At 67.7% G+C, this 16,827-nt stretch carries 17 protein-coding genes; 6 read left to right on the forward strand and 11 right to left on the reverse strand.

Features of this window, described 5'->3' with window-relative positions; all coding sequences use genetic code 11:
- Positions 1 to 124 precede the first annotated feature (124 nt).
- Positions 125 to 805 (forward strand): response regulator transcription factor, encoded by a 681-nt coding sequence (locus tag V6Z91_RS25395; protein WP_338762816.1) that lies wholly within the window; start codon positions 125 to 127, stop codon positions 803 to 805.
- 10 nt (positions 806 to 815) lie between these two features.
- Positions 816 to 2,198: a HAMP domain-containing sensor histidine kinase gene (locus V6Z91_RS25400; protein ID WP_338762819.1), complete on the forward strand. Its 1,383-nt coding sequence runs from the start codon at positions 816 to 818 to the stop codon at positions 2,196 to 2,198.
- Positions 2,199 to 2,255: 57 nt separating this feature from the next.
- On the opposite strand, the gene V6Z91_RS25405 is transcribed toward V6Z91_RS25400, so the two are convergent.
- From V6Z91_RS25405 to V6Z91_RS25430, 6 genes are all read right to left on the reverse strand, one after another.
- Positions 2,256 to 3,947 carry a diguanylate cyclase gene (locus tag V6Z91_RS25405; protein ID WP_338762821.1) on the reverse strand — a complete coding sequence of 564 codons (1,692 nt, stop codon included), beginning with the start codon at positions 3,945 to 3,947 and terminating at the stop codon, positions 2,256 to 2,258.
- A gap of 50 nt (positions 3,948 to 3,997) precedes the next feature.
- Positions 3,998 to 4,705, reverse strand: coding sequence for a hypothetical protein (locus V6Z91_RS25410; RefSeq protein WP_338762824.1), 708 nt, complete (start codon positions 4,703 to 4,705; stop codon positions 3,998 to 4,000).
- Positions 4,702 to 4,830 (reverse strand): hypothetical protein, encoded by a 129-nt coding sequence (locus tag V6Z91_RS25415; RefSeq protein ID WP_338762826.1) that lies wholly within the window; start codon positions 4,828 to 4,830, stop codon positions 4,702 to 4,704. Before V6Z91_RS25415 ends, V6Z91_RS25410 begins: the two co-directional genes overlap by 4 nt.
- Positions 4,831 to 4,916: 86 nt before the next feature.
- Positions 4,917 to 5,657 (reverse strand): LrgB family protein, encoded by a 741-nt coding sequence (locus V6Z91_RS25420; RefSeq protein WP_338762829.1) that lies wholly within the window; start codon positions 5,655 to 5,657, stop codon positions 4,917 to 4,919.
- Entirely contained in the window at positions 5,650 to 5,997 is a 348-nt protein-coding gene (locus V6Z91_RS25425; protein WP_338762832.1) for a CidA/LrgA family protein, read from the reverse strand. The genes V6Z91_RS25420 and V6Z91_RS25425 overlap by 8 nt, the downstream gene beginning before the upstream one ends.
- 43 nt (positions 5,998 to 6,040) lie before the next feature.
- Complete coding sequence (locus tag V6Z91_RS25430) at positions 6,041 to 6,943, reverse strand: LysR family transcriptional regulator (protein ID WP_338762835.1); 903 nt, start codon at positions 6,941 to 6,943, stop codon at positions 6,041 to 6,043.
- Between the two features lie 104 nt (positions 6,944 to 7,047).
- On the opposite strand from V6Z91_RS25430, the gene hmgA reads away from it, so the two are divergent.
- From hmgA to V6Z91_RS25450, 4 genes are all read left to right on the forward strand, one after another.
- On the forward strand, positions 7,048 to 8,340 hold the full coding sequence (hmgA, locus tag V6Z91_RS25435; RefSeq protein WP_338762838.1) for a homogentisate 1,2-dioxygenase: 1,293 nt from the start codon (positions 7,048 to 7,050) through the stop codon (positions 8,338 to 8,340).
- A 5-nt stretch (positions 8,341 to 8,345) separates the two neighbouring features.
- Positions 8,346 to 9,659 carry a fumarylacetoacetase gene (fahA, locus tag V6Z91_RS25440; RefSeq protein WP_338772047.1) on the forward strand — a complete coding sequence of 438 codons (1,314 nt, stop codon included), beginning with the start codon at positions 8,346 to 8,348 and terminating at the stop codon, positions 9,657 to 9,659.
- A gap of 111 nt (positions 9,660 to 9,770) precedes the next feature.
- Positions 9,771 to 10,580, forward strand: coding sequence for an alpha/beta hydrolase (locus V6Z91_RS25445; RefSeq protein WP_338762841.1), 810 nt, complete (start codon positions 9,771 to 9,773; stop codon positions 10,578 to 10,580).
- A gap of 3 nt (positions 10,581 to 10,583) precedes the next feature.
- On the forward strand, positions 10,584 to 11,282 hold the full coding sequence (locus tag V6Z91_RS25450; RefSeq protein ID WP_338762844.1) for a PAS domain-containing protein: 699 nt from the start codon (positions 10,584 to 10,586) through the stop codon (positions 11,280 to 11,282).
- A 3-nt stretch (positions 11,283 to 11,285) separates the two neighbouring features.
- Here V6Z91_RS25450 and V6Z91_RS25455 read toward each other — a convergent pair whose 3' ends face one another.
- From V6Z91_RS25455 to V6Z91_RS25475, 5 genes are all read right to left on the reverse strand, one after another.
- Positions 11,286 to 13,601, reverse strand: coding sequence for a xanthine dehydrogenase family protein molybdopterin-binding subunit (locus V6Z91_RS25455; RefSeq protein ID WP_338762847.1), 2,316 nt, complete (start codon positions 13,599 to 13,601; stop codon positions 11,286 to 11,288).
- A gap of 11 nt (positions 13,602 to 13,612) precedes the next feature.
- The gene (locus V6Z91_RS25460) at positions 13,613 to 14,599 is read right to left on the reverse strand and encodes a xanthine dehydrogenase family protein subunit M (RefSeq protein WP_338762850.1); all 987 of its coding nucleotides are present in this window, start codon (positions 14,597 to 14,599) and stop codon (positions 13,613 to 13,615) included.
- Entirely contained in the window at positions 14,596 to 15,111 is a 516-nt protein-coding gene (locus tag V6Z91_RS25465; RefSeq protein WP_338762853.1) for a 2Fe-2S iron-sulfur cluster-binding protein, read from the reverse strand. The genes V6Z91_RS25460 and V6Z91_RS25465 overlap by 4 nt, the downstream gene beginning before the upstream one ends.
- A 106-nt stretch (positions 15,112 to 15,217) precedes the next feature.
- Positions 15,218 to 16,090, reverse strand: coding sequence for an NmrA family NAD(P)-binding protein (locus V6Z91_RS25470; protein ID WP_338762856.1), 873 nt, complete (start codon positions 16,088 to 16,090; stop codon positions 15,218 to 15,220).
- 251 nt (positions 16,091 to 16,341) lie between these two features.
- On the reverse strand, positions 16,342 to 16,725 hold the full coding sequence (locus tag V6Z91_RS25475; RefSeq protein ID WP_338762859.1) for a nuclear transport factor 2 family protein: 384 nt from the start codon (positions 16,723 to 16,725) through the stop codon (positions 16,342 to 16,344).
- Positions 16,726 to 16,827 lie beyond the last annotated feature (102 nt).

The raw sequence follows: 16,827 nt of genomic DNA on the forward strand, positions 1-16,827 counted from the left end.
ATTTCGCCAGAGCGAAATGGTGTGCGACACCAGGGGCGGCTGCTTTGGTGTCGTACACCTTTTCCGGGGCTTCATCCGGAAAAGGTGTACGACACCGGTTTTCCCCTGAAGAACCCCGAACAAGATGAAACTCCTCCTCGTCGAAGACAACGAGCGCGTCGCCCGCTTCGTCAAGAAAGGCCTGGCCGAAGCCGGCCACACGGTCGACCACGCCGATAACGGCCGCGATGGCATGTACCACGCCGTGAGCGAACCCTATGATGCGATCGTGATGGACCGCATGCTGCCAGGCGGGATCGACGGCCTGGCCATCGTGGAAGCGCTGCGCCAGCAGGGCAACCGTGTGCCGATCCTGATCCTTTCGGCGCTCGACGGCGTCGATGACCGCATCCTCGGCCTGAAAAGCGGCGGCGACGACTACCTGGTGAAACCGTTCGCGTTCGGCGAGCTGCTCGCCCGCCTGGACGCGCTGCTGCGCCGGTCGCAGCACCAGGCGGTGGAAACGTCGATCACCGTGGACGACCTTACCGTCGACATGCTCGCCCACAAGGTCACGCGCGCCGGCAAGCCGGTCGCCCTGCAGCCGCGCGAATTCAAGCTGCTCGAATACCTGATCCGCCACGCCAACCAGGTCGTCACGCGCACCATGCTGCTGGAGAATGTGTGGGACTACCACTTCGACCCGCAGACCAATGTGATCGACGTCCACATCAGCAAGCTGCGCCAGAAGATCGACGCGGGCTTCGACAAGCCGCTGCTGCGCACCGTGCGCAATGCCGGCTACATGCTGACCGACCAGCCGTGAGCTTGCCGCGATGCTGAGGCTGCCCGGCTTTTCCGCCCGCACGATCGCGATCGGCTACGCGCTCGTGAGCCTGCTGGTGCTGGCCATGTTCGCCGGCCCGCTGTGGCACGCGTGGCATACGAATATCCAGGAAGTGCGCACCGGGTTGCTGAACTCCGATGCGCAGCGCCTGGCCAACCTGTTCAACCGCAACGGCCCGTTGGCGCTGGCCGCCGCCATCGAGAGCCAGGTGGTGGGCGTCAACGACGGTGTACGCAAGATCATGCTGTTCACGGCGCCGAACGGCGTGAAACTGGCCGGCAACCTGCCCGGCTGGCCGGACGGCTTGCCGGAACGCGACGGCGCCGGCTCGGCCACGATCCACCTCGACGGCGTGCCGCGCCGCATCGAGCTGGTACGGGTGACCTTCGCCAGCGGCCACCGCCTGCTCATCGCCAGCAACCTGAACCGCTTCGACGAGCTGGAGCGCCTGTTCGTGTTTGGCCTGCTGGCGTGCGCGTTCACCGTGCTGGCCGGGGCAGCGCTGGGGGGCGTGATGATCCGCCGCGCCCTGCTCGCGCGCGTGCAGGGCATCAGCCAGACGACGGCCGCCATCATCGAAGGCAAGCTGTCGCGCCGGCTCGCCGAGCCGCACGATGGCGACGAGCTGCAATTGCTCACGCGCACCGTGAACCGCATGCTGGACCAGATCGAGCACCTCGTGACGGGCGTGCAGGACGTGTCGAACGCCATCGCGCACGACCTGCGCACGCCCCTGTCGGAGCTGCGTGCCCGGCTCGAGGAACTGGCCGTCACGCGCCCGAACGAAGAGGAGACGTTCGCCGAGATCGATGCCGCGATCGACGACGTCGACCGCGTGATGAACATCTTCAACGCACTGCTGCGCCTGGCCGAAATCGACAGCGGCAGCCGGCGCAACGGGTTCAAGCAGGTGGACGTGACGAGCCTGGCGGCCGAAGTGGTCGAGTTCTACACGCCGGTCGCGGAGCTGAAGAACATCACGCTGGGCTTCGCGCCGGGCAAGCCGTTGCAGGCCGTGGGCGACCCGGTCCTCCTCGCGCAGGCACTGGGCAACCTGGTCGAAAATGCGCTGAAGTTCGCACCCGAAGGGGGCACGATCGGCGTCTCGGCGCACAAGGCGCAGCGCGACGTGTTGGAGATCGTGGTGGCCGACAATGGCCCCGGCATCCAGGAAGACGAGCGGCCCCGCGTAGTCGAGCGCTTCTATCGCGGCGATGTGAGCCGGGGCACGCCGGGCGTCGGACTGGGCCTGAGCGTGGTTTCGGCCGTCGCCCGGCTGCATGGCGGCGCGCTGCTGCTGGCCGATAACCGGCCGGGCTTGCGTGCCACCTTGCAGGTGGCGGTCAGCCCGGCTGGTGGGATGCAGTGTTAGGCGGCGCTGCCGCTACTTTGGCTGGCGGCAGTGCGGCGGTAGCCAGGCAGGCTGCCTTCAGTCCGCGACCCTGTCCCGCCCCTCTTCCTTCGCCCGATACAGCGCTGCATCGGCGGCTTCGACCAGCAGTCGCGCCGATTCGGCCGGCCCGGGCCGGAACGATGCCACGCCGGCGCTGATCGTGACGATGCCCTTGCCGTTCGCCGGATGCGGCAGCGCCAGCGCGCCGACGGCGGCGCGGGCTGCCTCGGCGACCTGCCGGGCACCCGCCCTGTCGGTGTCCGGCAGCACGATCGCGAACTCCTCGCCCCCGAACCGCGCGGCGAGGTCGGCCGGCCGGTGGACGGCCGTCGCGATCGCGGCCGCGACCCGGCGCAGGCAATCGTCACCAGCCGCGTGGCCGAGCGAGTCGTTGTAGCGCTTGAAGAAATCCACGTCGATCATCACGAGGGCGACGCTGCCGCCTTCCCGCGCCGCGCGCCCCACCTCGGACGCCAGGCGCTCGTCCAGGCTGCGGCGGTTCGCCAGGCCCGTCAGGGCGTCGCTGTGGGCCATGCGGTCCAGCGCCGCATTCTTGGCTTCCAGGTCCGCCTGGGCGAGCCGCAAGCGCATTTCCAGTTGCTGCTTGTGGCGGATGTGCGCCAGCAGCCAGCCACCCAGTGCGTACAACGTGGCCAGCATGAAGACGATGGCGGCCGCTTCCTGCCGCGTGACCGTCCACCAGTCGGCCAGGATCTCATCCTTGGCCAGCGCGGCCACCACGACGACCGGGTAATCGGCCAGGCGGCGATAGCTGATCATGCGTTCGGCGCCGTCGAAGTCTGTCGCCAGCATCACCGTATCGCGCGCGCTGCCGGTCTGCCGCATGTGCTCGAACAGCGGCGAGTTCGCCACGGAAGTGCCCACGCGGTCCTTCCCGGAGCGGCTCCCGATCACCACCGTGCCGTCCTTCATCGCCAGGAGCATGGCGCCTTGTTTGCCGACGGCGAAGCGGCGGAAATAGCGCTCGAAGTAACTCACCGGAATGGTGGCCAGTACGATCCCCGCGAAGTTGCCGTTACGGTCATCGAAGCGGCGCGACAGCGTGACCTCCCATTCGCCGTCGGTCCGGCTGACGATCGGCGGCCCGACGTGCACCTCGCGAGTCGCGTGCTCGCGGTGATGGGCGAAATAGGGCCGGTCGCCGATGGTGACGTGCCACGCCGGGCGCTTGTCGGAAGAAATCAGCAGTTCCCCACGCGCGCCGTACACGAACATGCCGTGCAGCGCCGAGTTCTTCTTCCCCAGCCGGGTCCGCATGTAGTCGCGAAGCCGGATCCGCTCCGCCGCTTCGGCAATGCCATCTGTCTCGACGCGTTCGACGAGGCCGTCGATCAGCCACGAAACGGTGTTCAGGGTACCTTCGGCATGCTCGTCGGCCGCCAGCGCGATGTTTTCCACGGCCACCGCGCTCTGGCCCAGCTGGCTTTTCCATGCCGTGTAGCGGCTCCAGGTTTCGATGACAGTGAAGAAGAACGTGACCGCACACAGGATCGACACGGTCGCCCGTGCCGCCGCGGAGCTCGGCTTCGGAGCGTAGCCCAGGGCGGCGGCAGGAACGGCATGGGACTTGGCAGGCAAGCTGATCGAGTGGGACACGGCGGCGAAATAAAGGCTGAACGATGATTTCGGCGTTTTTTCGGCCGTCCAGCCGGCAGGATAGCATGGCTGCCGGGCGCGGCAATGCGGCAGGAAACCATTGTATCCCATTGGCAACACCAACAACCGGACATCCGTTGCCGGCCTGGCATGACGAAGCCTCAGAGGCTCTGGGGGACCTTGGCGACTTGCCGTTTCCCGCTCTCCCGGAAATCGGCAAGCGCGATTTCCGCTTGCCATACCGCGGCGTCGCGCTGGAACGTGATGTGCAGCCGCCCGTCGGCAACGCGGCGGGACAGTACGCGCACGCCGCGCAGCACGGTCGTCAGCTCCTTGCCGTCGGGCCGGGCCAGCCCCACGTCGACCGGGCCGCCATGCGTTGCCGATTGGCTGCCGGCCCGAATGGCGTTGAATTCGACATAGATCGCCAGCGTTTCCGAGTCGTTGGCATCGCGGCTCGCTTCCGGCAGTTCATGCAGTGCATGCACGATGTTCTTGTGGTCCTTGAACAGCCACCGGCCCGTGGTCTCACCATCGCTGATAAACAGAACGTTGCGTGCAACGTCCTTTCGCCGGCTGCCATAGCTGCCCACCGAACCTGTGCTGGTGATCAGCCGGAGCATGTCGGTCCGCGCCGATTCGATGCGCTCGGCGTCGGTGAAGTCCAGGTCCACCGTCTCGCTCTCTCCGGCCGCAGTATCCACGACCTGGGGCGGCGCGGTGGGACCGGTCGGCGCGCTCGGGCGACTTTCCCACCACAAGAACGCCATGAAACCCGCGCCGGCCAATAACAGCAGCGACAGGACAACGCTGTTCAAACGCCTGATGAAGTTGAAGAACCGGTCGGTCCGGCTGGGTGGGGAAGTCATCGGCCGACCACCGCGAACGCGACGATGGCAATGCCGGCAACGAGGAGCGCGCCAGCGGCCATGCGCATGGCGCGGTATCGTTTCATCACCAGTGGACCGGCGATTTGCAGAATCAGGTCGAGCAAGAAATTTCTCCTTCCGATGGGATTGTTGTCGATCATATACTGCCCAGCAGAACTTCTCAAAACGGTGCCCTGGCGACGCCCTCGCGCTAAACGCCCAGCCATCGCAGCAGCAGCGGGATCAAGCCCGGTGCCAGCAAGGCCGTCACCACCCCGTTCAACCCCATCCCCAGCCCGGCAAACGCGCCCATCTCCGCACTGACCTGGAAGGCTCTCGCGGTGCCGATGCCGTGCGACGCCACGCCCAGCGCGAAGCCGCGCACCTCGTGCGAGGCGATCTTCATCCAGCCGAACAGGAAGCGCGCCGTGACCGCGCCGAAGATGCCCGTGCCGATCACCAGCACGGCCGTCAGCGACGGCAGGCCGCCCAGCCGTTCCGAGACGGCCATGGCGATCGGCGTGGTGGCCGACTTCGGGCCGATCGAGCGGGCCAGTTGCGCGGAGCCGCCCAGCGCCACGGTGATGCACACGGCCGATGCGATGGCCGTGACGGAACCGCACAGCAGTGCCACCGACAGCGGCGCGAAGGCGCGCCGCAGGCGCGGCAACTGGCGCACCAGCGGCACGGCCAGCGCCACGGTGGCGGGGCCGAGCAGGAAGTGCACGAACTGGGCGCCGGCAAAGTAGCGCTCGTACGACATGCCGGACAGCCACAGGGCCGCGCAAACGAAGGCGATGGCGATCGCCACGGGGTTTGCCAGCGGCGAGAACTTGCAGCGCGCGTAGATGGCTTGCGCCACCGCGTAGGCGCACAAGGTCAGCGTAAGCCCCAGCAGCGGCGAGGCGCTGAGGTAGACCCAGAAGGAACGCAGTTCGGCCAGCTCAAACATCGCGGTCCTTCGGCATCAGCGCGCGCAGCACGAGGGCCGTTACGGCCAGCGTCAGCAGCGTGCTGCCCGCCAGGCCCGCCAGCAGTGCCAGCCAGTGGCCGCTGCTGGACGATGCCGCCGCCACGATGCCCACGCCGGCCGGCACGAACAGCAGCGACAGGTGGCGCAGCAATTCGTTGGCATCCCTCTCGATGCGCTCCAGCAGGGCCGGCGAGGCCACCAGCGCCCCGAACAGCAGCAGCATGCCGGCCACCGGGCCGGGAATGGGCAGGTGCAGCACATAGACGATGCCCTCCCCCAGGCACTGGAACAGCAGCAGGATGGTGAAACTGACGAGCATTGGTCTTCCTTCCAGATCTCAAGTATGACGAGCGTAGCAAAATCTATTCGCCGAACGCGTCCGCCACCAGCGTGCGCAGCCAGCGGTTGCCTTCGTCCTGGTTGTAGCGCCGGTGCCAGAACACGTTCGTTTGCAGCGCCGCCAGCCGCAGCGGCGACTTCACGTACACGAGGCCGAACGGGGCGGCGGCCCGCTCGGCCAGTTTCTGCGGCACCGTCACCACCAGGTCCGTGGTGCTCACGATATAGGGCGCGGCCGAGAAATGCGGCACCGAAAAGCTGGCGGAGGCGAGGATGCCCGCCTTTTGCAATGCGGTGTTGATGCGGTCGTAAGGGCTTTCCAGCGCCGCCACGACCAGATGCCGCGCGGCGGTGAAACGCTTCATCGTCAGCGGTTCCGCCGCCAGCGGGTGGCCGGTCCGGAACAGGCTCACGTACTCCTGCCGGAACAGGCGGCGCTGATACAGCGCGCCGGGCGCGTCGTCGAAGGCGCCGATGGCCAGGTCGATGCGGCCCGCCTCCATCTCGGCACGCAAGACCGCCGTGCCCACCCGCACGGAGGCGATCTGCACGCCCGGCGCGACAGCGCCGCACAACTCGATGAGGCGGGGCATGAAGTACACCTCGCCCACGTCCGTCATCGCGATCGTGAAGCGGCGGCGGCTGCCCGCCGGGTCGAAGGCCTGCGCCGGTGCCAGCGCCTGTTCCAGGTGCGACAGGGCCGCGGCCACCGGTTCGGCCATGCGTTCGGCATAGGGGGTCGGCTGCATGCCGGTCGCGGTGCGCACGAACAGTTCGTCGCCGGTGGCGCGGCGCAGGCGCGCCAGTGCATTGCTGACCGCCGATTGCGTCAGGCGCAGTCGCCGCGCCGCGGCCGAGATCTGCCGCTCGCGGAACACTTCCTGGAACACCAGCAGCAGGTTCAGGTCCAGCTCGCGCAATTCCATCGTGGGGTTGCCGCTCTATTGATATCGTAAATAAAGCGCATTTTCTCATTCACCGCGCAAATGGTCTACAGTGCCGTTCACGCATTCCAATCCCAGGAGACGACGTGAACACGACCGACCTGCACCCCGGTTACCTGTCCGGCTTTGGCAACGAATTCGCCACCGAGGCGCTACCCGGTGCCCTGCCGCCCCACCGCAACTCGCCCCAGCGCGCCGCCTACGGCCTGTATGCCGAGCAATTGTCGGGCACGGCCTTCACGGCTCCGCGCGCGCACAACCGCCGCAGCTGGCTGTATCGCATCCGCCCGGCCGCCGTCCATCAACCCTTCACCCGCACCGACAACGGCCGCATCGTGAGCCGGTTCGACGAAGTGCCCGTGCCGCCGAACCAGCTGCGCTGGGACCCGCTGCCGCCGCCCGTCGCGCCCACCGACTTCATCGACGGCTGGGTGACGATGGCCGGCAATGCCGGCGTGGCGATCCACCTCTACGCGGCGAACAAGCCGATGGAAGGCCGCTACTTCTACGATGCCGACGGCGAATTGCTGATCGTGCCCCAGGAAGGCCGGCTGCGCATCGCCACCGAATTCGGCATCGTCGACGTGGAACCGCAGGAAATCGCCGTGATCCCGCGCGGCGTGCGCTTCCAGGTCACCTTGCCCGACGGCGCGGCGCGCGGCTACCTCTGCGAGAACTTCGGCGCCCTGCTCCAATTGCCCGACCTGGGTCCGATCGGTTCAAACGGCCTGGCCAATCCGCGCGATTTCCTGACGCCCCAGGCCGCCTATGAAGACCGCGAGGGCGACTTCGAGCTGGTCGCCAAGTTCGCGGGCAACCTGTGGCGTGCCGACGTCAAGCACTCGCCGCTCGACGTGGTCGCTTGGCACGGCAACTACGCGCCCTACAAATACGACTTGCGCCACTTCAACACGATCGGCTCGATCAGCTACGACCACCCCGACCCGTCGATCTTCCTCGTGCTGCAGGCGCCGAGCGACACGCCGGGCGTCGATACGCTGGACTTCGTGATTTTCCCGCCCCGCTGGCTGGCCGCCGAGAACACTTTCCGCCCGCCCTGGTTCCACCGCAACGTGGCCAGTGAATTCATGGGCCTGATCGCCGGCGAATACGACGCCAAGGCCGAGGGTTTCCGCCCCGGCGGCGCCAGCCTGCACAACTGCATGAGCGGTCACGGGCCGGACGCCGCCACGTTCGAGAAAGCCAGCGCGGCCGATACGAGCAAGCCCCACAAGGTCGATGCCACGATGGCGTTCATGTTCGAGACGCGCGACGTGATCCGCCCTACCGCGTACGCGCTGGCGTCGCCGCAGCTGCAATCGAACTACCATGAATGCTGGGCCGGCATCCGCAAACACTTCAACGCATCGAAAGCATGACGCACATGACCATGACCTTGAACGAGACCCACGACCCGTCGCTGACCAGCTGGGTTGCATCGGCGAACGATCCCGCCGGCGACTTCCCGATCCAGAACCTGCCCTTCGCCGTGTTCCGGCGCGCCGGCAGCAACGAAGCCTTTCGTGGCGGCGTGGCGATCGGCGACCAGGTGCTGGACCTGGCGGCGCTCGGCGACGCGGCTTTGGCCTTTGGCGAGGAAGCCCGCGCCGCCCTGGCACTGGCCGCCCGCGACACGCTGAACGACTTCATGGCGGCCGGCCCGGCGGCGTGGTCGGCGCTGCGCCTGGCGCTGTCGCGGCTGTTGCGCAGCGGCGCGTCCGAGCTGCCGCAGGCGCTGGTGCCCCAGGCGGGCGCGGAGTTCACGTTACCGGCGCGCATCGGCGACTACACGGACTTCTACACGTCGATCCACCATGCCACCGCCGTCGGCCGCCTGTTCCGCCCCGATGAGCCACTGCTGCCGAACTACAAGTGGGTACCGATCGGCTACCACGGCCGAGCCTCGTCGATCGGCGTATCCGGCCAGGCCTTCCCGCGCCCGAAAGGCCAGACGCGCCCGACCACGGGCGGCAGCGAGCCCCACTTCGGGCCCAGCCGCCGGCTCGACTACGAGCTGGAAGTCGGCATCTTCATCGGCAGCGGCAATGCCGATGGCGAGCCGATCGCCGTGGCGGACGCCGACGCGCACGTGTTCGGCCTGTGCCTGCTGAACGACTGGTCGGCGCGCGACCTGCAGGCCTGGGAATACCAGCCGCTGGGACCTTTCCTGGCCAAGAATTTTGCGACGACCATCTCGCCGTGGATCGTGACGACCGAGGCGCTCGCCCCTTACCGCGCAGCCTGGAAGCGCGACGCGGCCGATCCCCAGCCGCTGCCCTACCTCGACTATCCGGCACTGCGCGACTCGGGTGCCTTCGACATCGAGCTCGAGGTGCTGCTGCGTACCGCGGCCATGCGAGAAAATGGCCAGCCGGCAGTCTCCATCTCGCGCTCGAACTTCCGCGATTCCTACTGGAGCGTGGCGCAGATGGTGGCGCACCACACGGTGAACGGTTGCGGCCTGCGGCCGGGCGACCTGCTGGGTTCGGGCACCCAGTCCGGGCCCGAGCCCGAAGCTGCCGGCTCGCTGCTCGAACTGTCCGGCGGTGGCAAGGCCGCGCTGACGCTGCCGAACGGCGAACAGCGCACCTTCCTGGAAGACGGCGACACGGTCGTGCTGCGCGGCCGCGCCGTGCGCCCGGGCCTGCCGCGCATCGGCTTCGGCGAGGCGGCCGGCACGGTGTTGCCAGCCCGCTGAAAGCGCGCGCCCGGCCACGCGGCGCGAGCGCAACCCTGCTACACTCACATCTATACCATCCGGGCTGGCATTGCCCGGATTCTCCGCAACCTCATCGGAAGGTGGTGGAATATGGAGACGAGCGTACAGCAACGCAACAATATAAAGGCATGGGGCAGCGGCCCCGCCACACTGCTCTTCGCACACGGTTTCGGCTGCGACCAGTCGATGTGGCGCTTCCTCGTGCCCGCCTTCCAGGACCGCTACCGCATCGTGCTGTTCGACGCGGTCGGCTGCGGAGGCTCGGACTGGAGCGCCTATGACCGGCACAAGTACGGTTCGCTGCACGGCTACGCCCGGGACGTGCTGGAAATCGCCGACGCATTCGCTGCTGGCCCTGTCGTGTTCGTTGGCCACTCGGTGGCATCGATGATCGGCTTGCTGGCCACGATCGAGCGGCCCGACCGTTTCGCGGGCCAGGTGATGGTGAGCCCTTCACCCTGCTACCTCAACGATGGCGACTACCACGGTGGCTTTTCGCTGCTCGACATCGAAGACATGCTGCAGACGATCACCGACAATTACGTTGCCTGGGCCCGCGCCGCGGCGCCGGCCATCATGGGCGCGCCGGATCACCCTGAACTGGGCAGCGAACTGGCCGACAGCTTCTGCCGCGCCGACCCGACCATCGCCGCGCATTTCGCCCGCGTCACCTTCCTGTCGGATCACCGGGCCGACCTGCCGCGTTCGGCCACGCCCTCCCTGATCCTCCAATGCACCGAAGACCTGATCGCGCCGCCCTCGGTTGGCCAGTACATGCACGGGGCGCTGGCGGGAAGCGTGCTGCGCATGATCGACAATATCGGCCATTGTCCTCACATGAGCGCGCCACGTGCGAGTGCCGACGCCATCGGGGTTTTCCTGCGGCACGCGATCGGCTGAACCATGTCCGACACTCCCGAACCCCTGACGCTGCCCGCCTCGGGCGACCTGTTCGTCCACGCGCCGTGCGCCTTGCTGCTCACGGACACGGAAGGCGCGATCCTGCGCGTCAACGCCACGGCCGTGGCCTGGCTCGGCTATTCCGAGCGGGAGCTGGTGGGCGGCATGGACCTGCTGGAGCTGTTCAGCATCGGCGGCGGCGTGTATTACCAGAGTCACTGCCTGCCGCTGCTGCAGCTGCAGCAGTCGGTCAGCGAGGTACAGATCGACCTGGTGCGGCGCGACGGCACCCGCGTGCCGGCCCTGCTCAACGTGGCCCGGCAACGTTTCGAAGCGGGGTTGCTCGACCAGGTGGCGATCTTCGTGGCCGGCGACCGGCGCGCGTACGAACGCGAATTGCAGCGCGTGCGGGCCGAAGCCCACGCGGCACTGGCCGCCAGGGAAGATGTCGAGGAAAAGCTGCGCACGGCGATCCGCGAGCTGTCGACGGCGGAACAGCGCCGCGCCGACTTCCTGCTCACGCTCTGCCACGACCTGCGCAATCCGCTGGCCCCGATGCGCAGCGGGGTCGACCTCATGAAAGCCACGCTGCCGCCGGAACACCCGGCGGCCCGCTTCGTGGCGATTTTCGACCGCCAGTTGCGCCAGCTGGTACGCGCCATCGACGAGCTGGCCGAAACGGCGCGGTACACGCGGAAGTAAAGCCTACCGCAGCAGCTTGTCGAGCGTGATCGGCAGGTCGCGCACCCGCACCCCGCAGGCGTTGTAGATCGCATTCGCGACCGCCGCCGCCGTACCGGTGATGCCGATCTCGCCGATGCCGCGCGCGCCGGCCGGCGCGTGCGGATCGGGAATATCCGTCCACATCACGTCGATCGGGGGCACGTCCAGGTGGACAGGCACGTGGTAGTCCGACAGGTTCGGGTTCATCACGCGGCCATTGCGCTCGTCGAACTGCGTTTCTTCCATCAGCGCCATGCCCATGCCCATGATCATGCCGCCGCGGAACTGGCTCGCTGCCGTCTTCGCGTTCAGGATGCGGCCGCAGTCGAACGACCCCAGCAGGCGGGCCACGCGCGGCTCGCCCGTCACCGCGTTCACGCGCGCCTCGCAGAAGATCGCCCCCGTCGAGTGCATCGACCAGTGGCGCAGTTCCAGCGGCGGCGGCGCCTGGCCTTCGACCTGCAGCTCGTCCACGCCCGCGCGCGCGAGCAGCTCGGCATAGCTGGCGAAGCGCGCCGGGTCGTCGGCCTTGCACAAGCCGCCGTTCACACCGCGCACCTGGTCGAAGTACAGGCCTTCGATCAGGGTACCCTTGCCGCCCAGCCGCAGCAGGTCCGTCAGCAGGCCGCGCAGTGCCGCCACGACGCCGCGGCCGATGGACGCCGTCTGCTGCGATCCGCCGGCCAGGATGGTGCCGGGAAAGGCCGAATCGCCGTAGGCCACCGTCACGTTCGGCAGCGGTACGCCGAGCCGTGCGGCCACCACCTGGGCCTGCACGGTGGCCGTTCCCATGCCCATCTCGTGCGCCGCCACCTCCACGCGCACTTTCGCCTCGCGCGTGATCGTGATGCGGGCCGCCCCGCCGGACATGCGGTAGTACGGATACGTGGCCGTGGCGCAGCCCAGGCCCACCAGCCATTCCCCCTCGCGGCGCATGCGCGGGCGCGCGTGCCGTTGCGCCCAGCCGAAGCGCTCGGCGCCCATCCGGTAGGCTTCCACCAGGTGGTGCGAGGAGAACGGCATGCCCGTGGTGGGGTCTTTTTCGGGGTCGTTGCGGCGGCGCAGCTCCACCGGGTCGATATCGAGCTTTTCGGCCAGCTCGTCGATCGCGCATTCCAGCGCGAACGAGCCGGGCGCCTCGCCGGGTGCGCGCATGAAGGTGTTGGCCACCATGTTCATGCGCACGGCCTGCACGTTCAGCCGGAAGCTGCCCGCCGCGTACAGCGACCTGGCCGGCATGATGAACGGTTCGGCCATGCCGTTATGCGGCGTCATCGCCACCACGCCTTCCTGGATCAGCGCCGTGAAGCGTCCGTCCGCATCGGCACCGATGGCCACGCGCTGTTCCGTCAGCGTGCGGCCGCCCACGATGCGGTACACGCCCTCGCGCGACAGCGCCAGGCGCACCGGCCGGCCGGCCAGCTTCGCCGCCGCCGCGGCCAGCACCTGGTGCTGCCACAGCAGCTTGCCGCCGAAGCCGCCGCCGACGAAGGGCGACGTCACATGCACCTGCTTTTCCTCGATGCCGAACGCCTGCGCCAGCGACCAGGCGGTATTCGTTACCGCCTGCGAAGCGTCGTGCAGGCGCAGTTCGTCGCCATGCCATGCCACCGTCACGCCGTGCAGTTCGATTGCGTTATGGTTCAGGCGGGGCGTGTGGTAGACGGCGTCGGTTCGATATGCCGACGCGGCGAGCGCGGCTTCGGCATCGCCAATCTCCACGTGCTGGGGCTCGCCCTGGAAAGACGTGTCCTCGAGCCCGTTCGCCTTCGCCTCGGCGAGCGAGGTGACGCCCGGCTCCTCGTGGTACGTGACGCGCACCAGCGACTTGGCATGGTCGGCCTGCTCCTGCGTTTCCGCCAGCACCAGCGCCACAGGCTGGCCGTTCCAGTGCACGCCATCGTCCTGGAAGACGGGCAGGTCGTCGGGATGCGCCGCCTTGGGCTTCGTGAAGATCATCGGCACCGGGTTCATGCGCGGCGCGTTCTTGTACGTCATCACGAGCACGACGCCGGGCGCCGCTTGCGCCGCGGCGGTGTCGAGCGTGGCAATGCGCCCTTTGGCGATGGTGCTGTAGACGAGGGCCGCGTAGGCCATGCGGTCGAGGGCGAACTCCGCGGCGAACGGGGCGGCGCCGCGCACTTTCACGGTGCCATCGACGCGCGGCACGGGCGCGCCGATCAGTTCATGCCCCGCATCGATCAGCGGGTCTGGCGTGCCGCCGGGAATCAACGCATCCGGCGCGAGTTCGACGGCCTTCTGCATCGCCGTCTGCACGGCTTTCTGCACGATATTCATCGGCGGCTCCTTCAGGAACGGGTATCGACCAGGCCGCTCAGCACGGCCACGATGCTGCGCTGCGCCAGGTCGACCTTGAAGGCGTTGTCGCGCAGCGGGCGGGCGTCCGCCAGCTCGGCGGCGGCGGCGGCGTTGAACAGGTCTTCGGTGGCGGGCCGGCCCTTGAGCATCCGCTCGGCCGTCCAGGCGCGCCACGGCTTGTGCGCCACGCCCCCCAGCGCCACGCGCACGTCGCGCACCACGCCATCATGCACGTCGAGCGCGGCGGCCACGGACACCAGGGCGAATGCATAGCTGGCCCGGTCGCGCACCTTGCGGTAGGCCGAGCGCGCGGCGAAGGCCAGCGGCGGAATCTCGATGGCGGTAATCAGTTCCCCTGGTTGCAGGACCGTTTCGCGTTCAGGGTGGTCTTCCGGCAGCAGGTGGAAATCGTTCAGCGCGACGGTGCGCGCGCCGCCGGTGCCCTGCAAGTGGACGGTTGCATCGAGCGCCGCCAGCGCCACCGCCATGTCGGACGGATGCGTGGCCACGCAATGCCCGGAGGCTCCGAGGATCGCATGCATGCGGTTGAAGCCGTGCAGCGCGTCGCAGCCCTGCCCCGGTTCGCGCTTGTTGCAGCGGGAACCGTCGTTGTCATAGAAATAGCCGCAGCGGGTGCGCTGCAGCAGGTTGCCGCCCACCGTCGCCATATTGCGGATCTGCGCGGAGGCGCCGGCCGTGATCGCCCGCGTCAGCAGCGGGAAGCAGGTGCGCACGGCCCGGTGCTCGGCCACCGCCGTGTTCTTCGCCGCGGCACCGATGAGCAGGCCGCCGTCCGGCCGTTCCTCGATCGCGGCGGACAGGCCCGTCACGTCGACCAGCGCGACGGGATGCTCGACGGTCTCGCGCATCAGGTCGATCAGGTTGGTGCCGCCGCCCAGGTATTTGGTGCCCGGCGCCGTCCCGCGCAGTACGGCGTCGCCGGGCGTGGCGGCGCGCGCAAAGGTAAAGGGCGTCATGGCGCCTCCTTGCCGTGGTGTTCGGTGACGGCATCGACGATGCCGTTGTAGGCGCCGCAGCGGCACAGGTTGCCGCTCATGCGCTCGCGCACCTCGTCATGGTTGAGCTCGACCGTTTCGGCGGCCAGGTCCTCGGTCACGTAGCTGGGCACGCCACGCCGCAGCTCGGCCGCCATGCCCAGCGCCGAGCAGATCTGGCCGGGCGTGCAATAGCCGCACTGGAAGCCGTCGTGCGCGATGAACGCCTGCTGCAACGGGTGCAGCGCGCCATCGGCGGCCAGCCCCTCGATCGACGTGATCGCCCGGCCTTCGTACTGCACGGCGAGCGCGAGGCAGGAGAGAATGCGCTGCTCGCCATCGACGAGCACGGTGCAGGCGCCGCAGGCGCCCTGGTTGCAGCCCTTCTTGGTACCGGAAAGGTGCAGGGTCTCCCGCAGCATGTCGAGCAGCGACACGCGCGGGTCGGCAGGCAATGGCACCGGGGCGCCATTGATGGTGATGGTGGCTGACATCGGCATATCCTTTTGAAAGGCGTGGAAAGGACCGGTTTGTGACCGGCTGGCGATGGACAGCTACCAAGTGTAAGCTTGCGAAAACGTTTGCGGCGCCGCGTTGGGATCACGGGGCCGCTGGCATCTCGCGGTCCACCAGTTCGCGAATGTAGGCGTCGATCGTGATGCGGCCACGGATCGCGTCGTCGGGCATGTCGAGGCTGTCCAGCGAGATGCCGGTCATGCGGGCGTACGATTCGGCGGCAGGCCGCGAGAAGCCGAGCGAGCGGAACGTATCCACCCATTGGTCGCGCGGCACCACCTCTACGCGAACCTGGCGTTGCAGCGCCTCGGCAAAGGCGGCCGCCACGTCGTTTGCACTGTAGCGCTCGGGGCCCTCGACGTACATCACCCCGGTATCGTCGACCGACGACAGCAGGCGCCGCGCGGCGGCCTCGCCGAGGTCGCGGGGCGCAACCATCGGCAAACGCAAGTCGGCCGGGAAAAACGATGTCAGCGTACCGGTTTCGCGGATCGCTTCCAGCTGGCCGTCCCAATTGCTCATGTAGAAGCCGGCACGATTGAAGGCCGCCGGGATCGGACCGCGGCGCAGCCCTTCCTCCAGCTCCCACAGAACGTTCAGGTCGCCGAGCCGTTCGCCGGGCCGGGCACCTCCCGTGGACGCGGCAACCACTTTTTCAAGGCCGCACAAGGCGAGCGCATTCAGGATGCACGCCACACTCTCTCGTTCGGCCGTATCCGTATCCTGGCCGACCGGCGCCGGCGGGTTCAGCAGGAATGCGCGCCGGCCCTGCCGGAACACTGCCCGCAAGCTCTCCGGATCGTTGACGTCCGCCACGGCCGCGTTTCTTCCGGCGGATCGCCAGCGCCCGGCCTGTTGCGGATCGTGCGTGACAGCGATGATGTCGTGACCCTGTCCGGTCAGGACATTGGCCACTTCCGCACCCACGTGGCCAGATGCTCCCATGATGACAAACATAGCGCCTCCTTCTGCTTGGTGAGAGGCAGATGGTAGTCCAGCCCTCCTGACAGTTCGCGGCAGGAGCGTTCAATCCGTCATCCACGGCGCTTGCACATTGCTAGTGTTGCGCTCAGCTTACAACACCGCTCGATCAGAGGAGGGAGTTGCCATTCAGTTTCATGCCGACGCAGCAGTGCGCAACACAGCAACTGCCCGTACCGAGGGGCGAGCATGAGGTCCGGCAGACCGGTTTCGGCCGACTGTCCGCCTCAGCTCCGGTCGACGATCCTGGATATCCGGCCGCCATCGAAGGCGAATTCGGATTCGCCGGCCAGGTCAAGCACTGTTCCAGCACATGGCCCGTCCGGTATATCCACGGCAAGCATGCCGCGGTAGGCAATGCTCACGATGACGGCGGCCTGGCTTTCCTTGACGGCAGTGATGCGCTGTTCGCGTTCGGAGAACATCGCCCTGGCCTGTTCCGCGAGCTGTCTGAACTCGTCGATGCCCGAAGCCTCGGCAGTGAGCTGATTGCCTGACCAGTTTTCGAAGCGCACGTCCGGCGACAGCAGCGCCAGCATGCCCTCGACGTCGAACGCATTGTAGGCAGCGATGTATTTCTGGATCACCCGGGTGTGCTCGTTTGCCTGCATATCTGTCCCTCGAAGAATTGATGGCCTAACGATATCAGCGTGATGACATGCTTGCAATCTTCAGCTGCCCGGTGTCCAGAGTAGACTCCAGTAAGGCCGCGA

This window comes from Massilia sp. METH4, assembly GCF_037094685.1.
Lineage (GTDB): Bacteria > Pseudomonadota > Gammaproteobacteria > Burkholderiales > Burkholderiaceae_D > Rugamonas.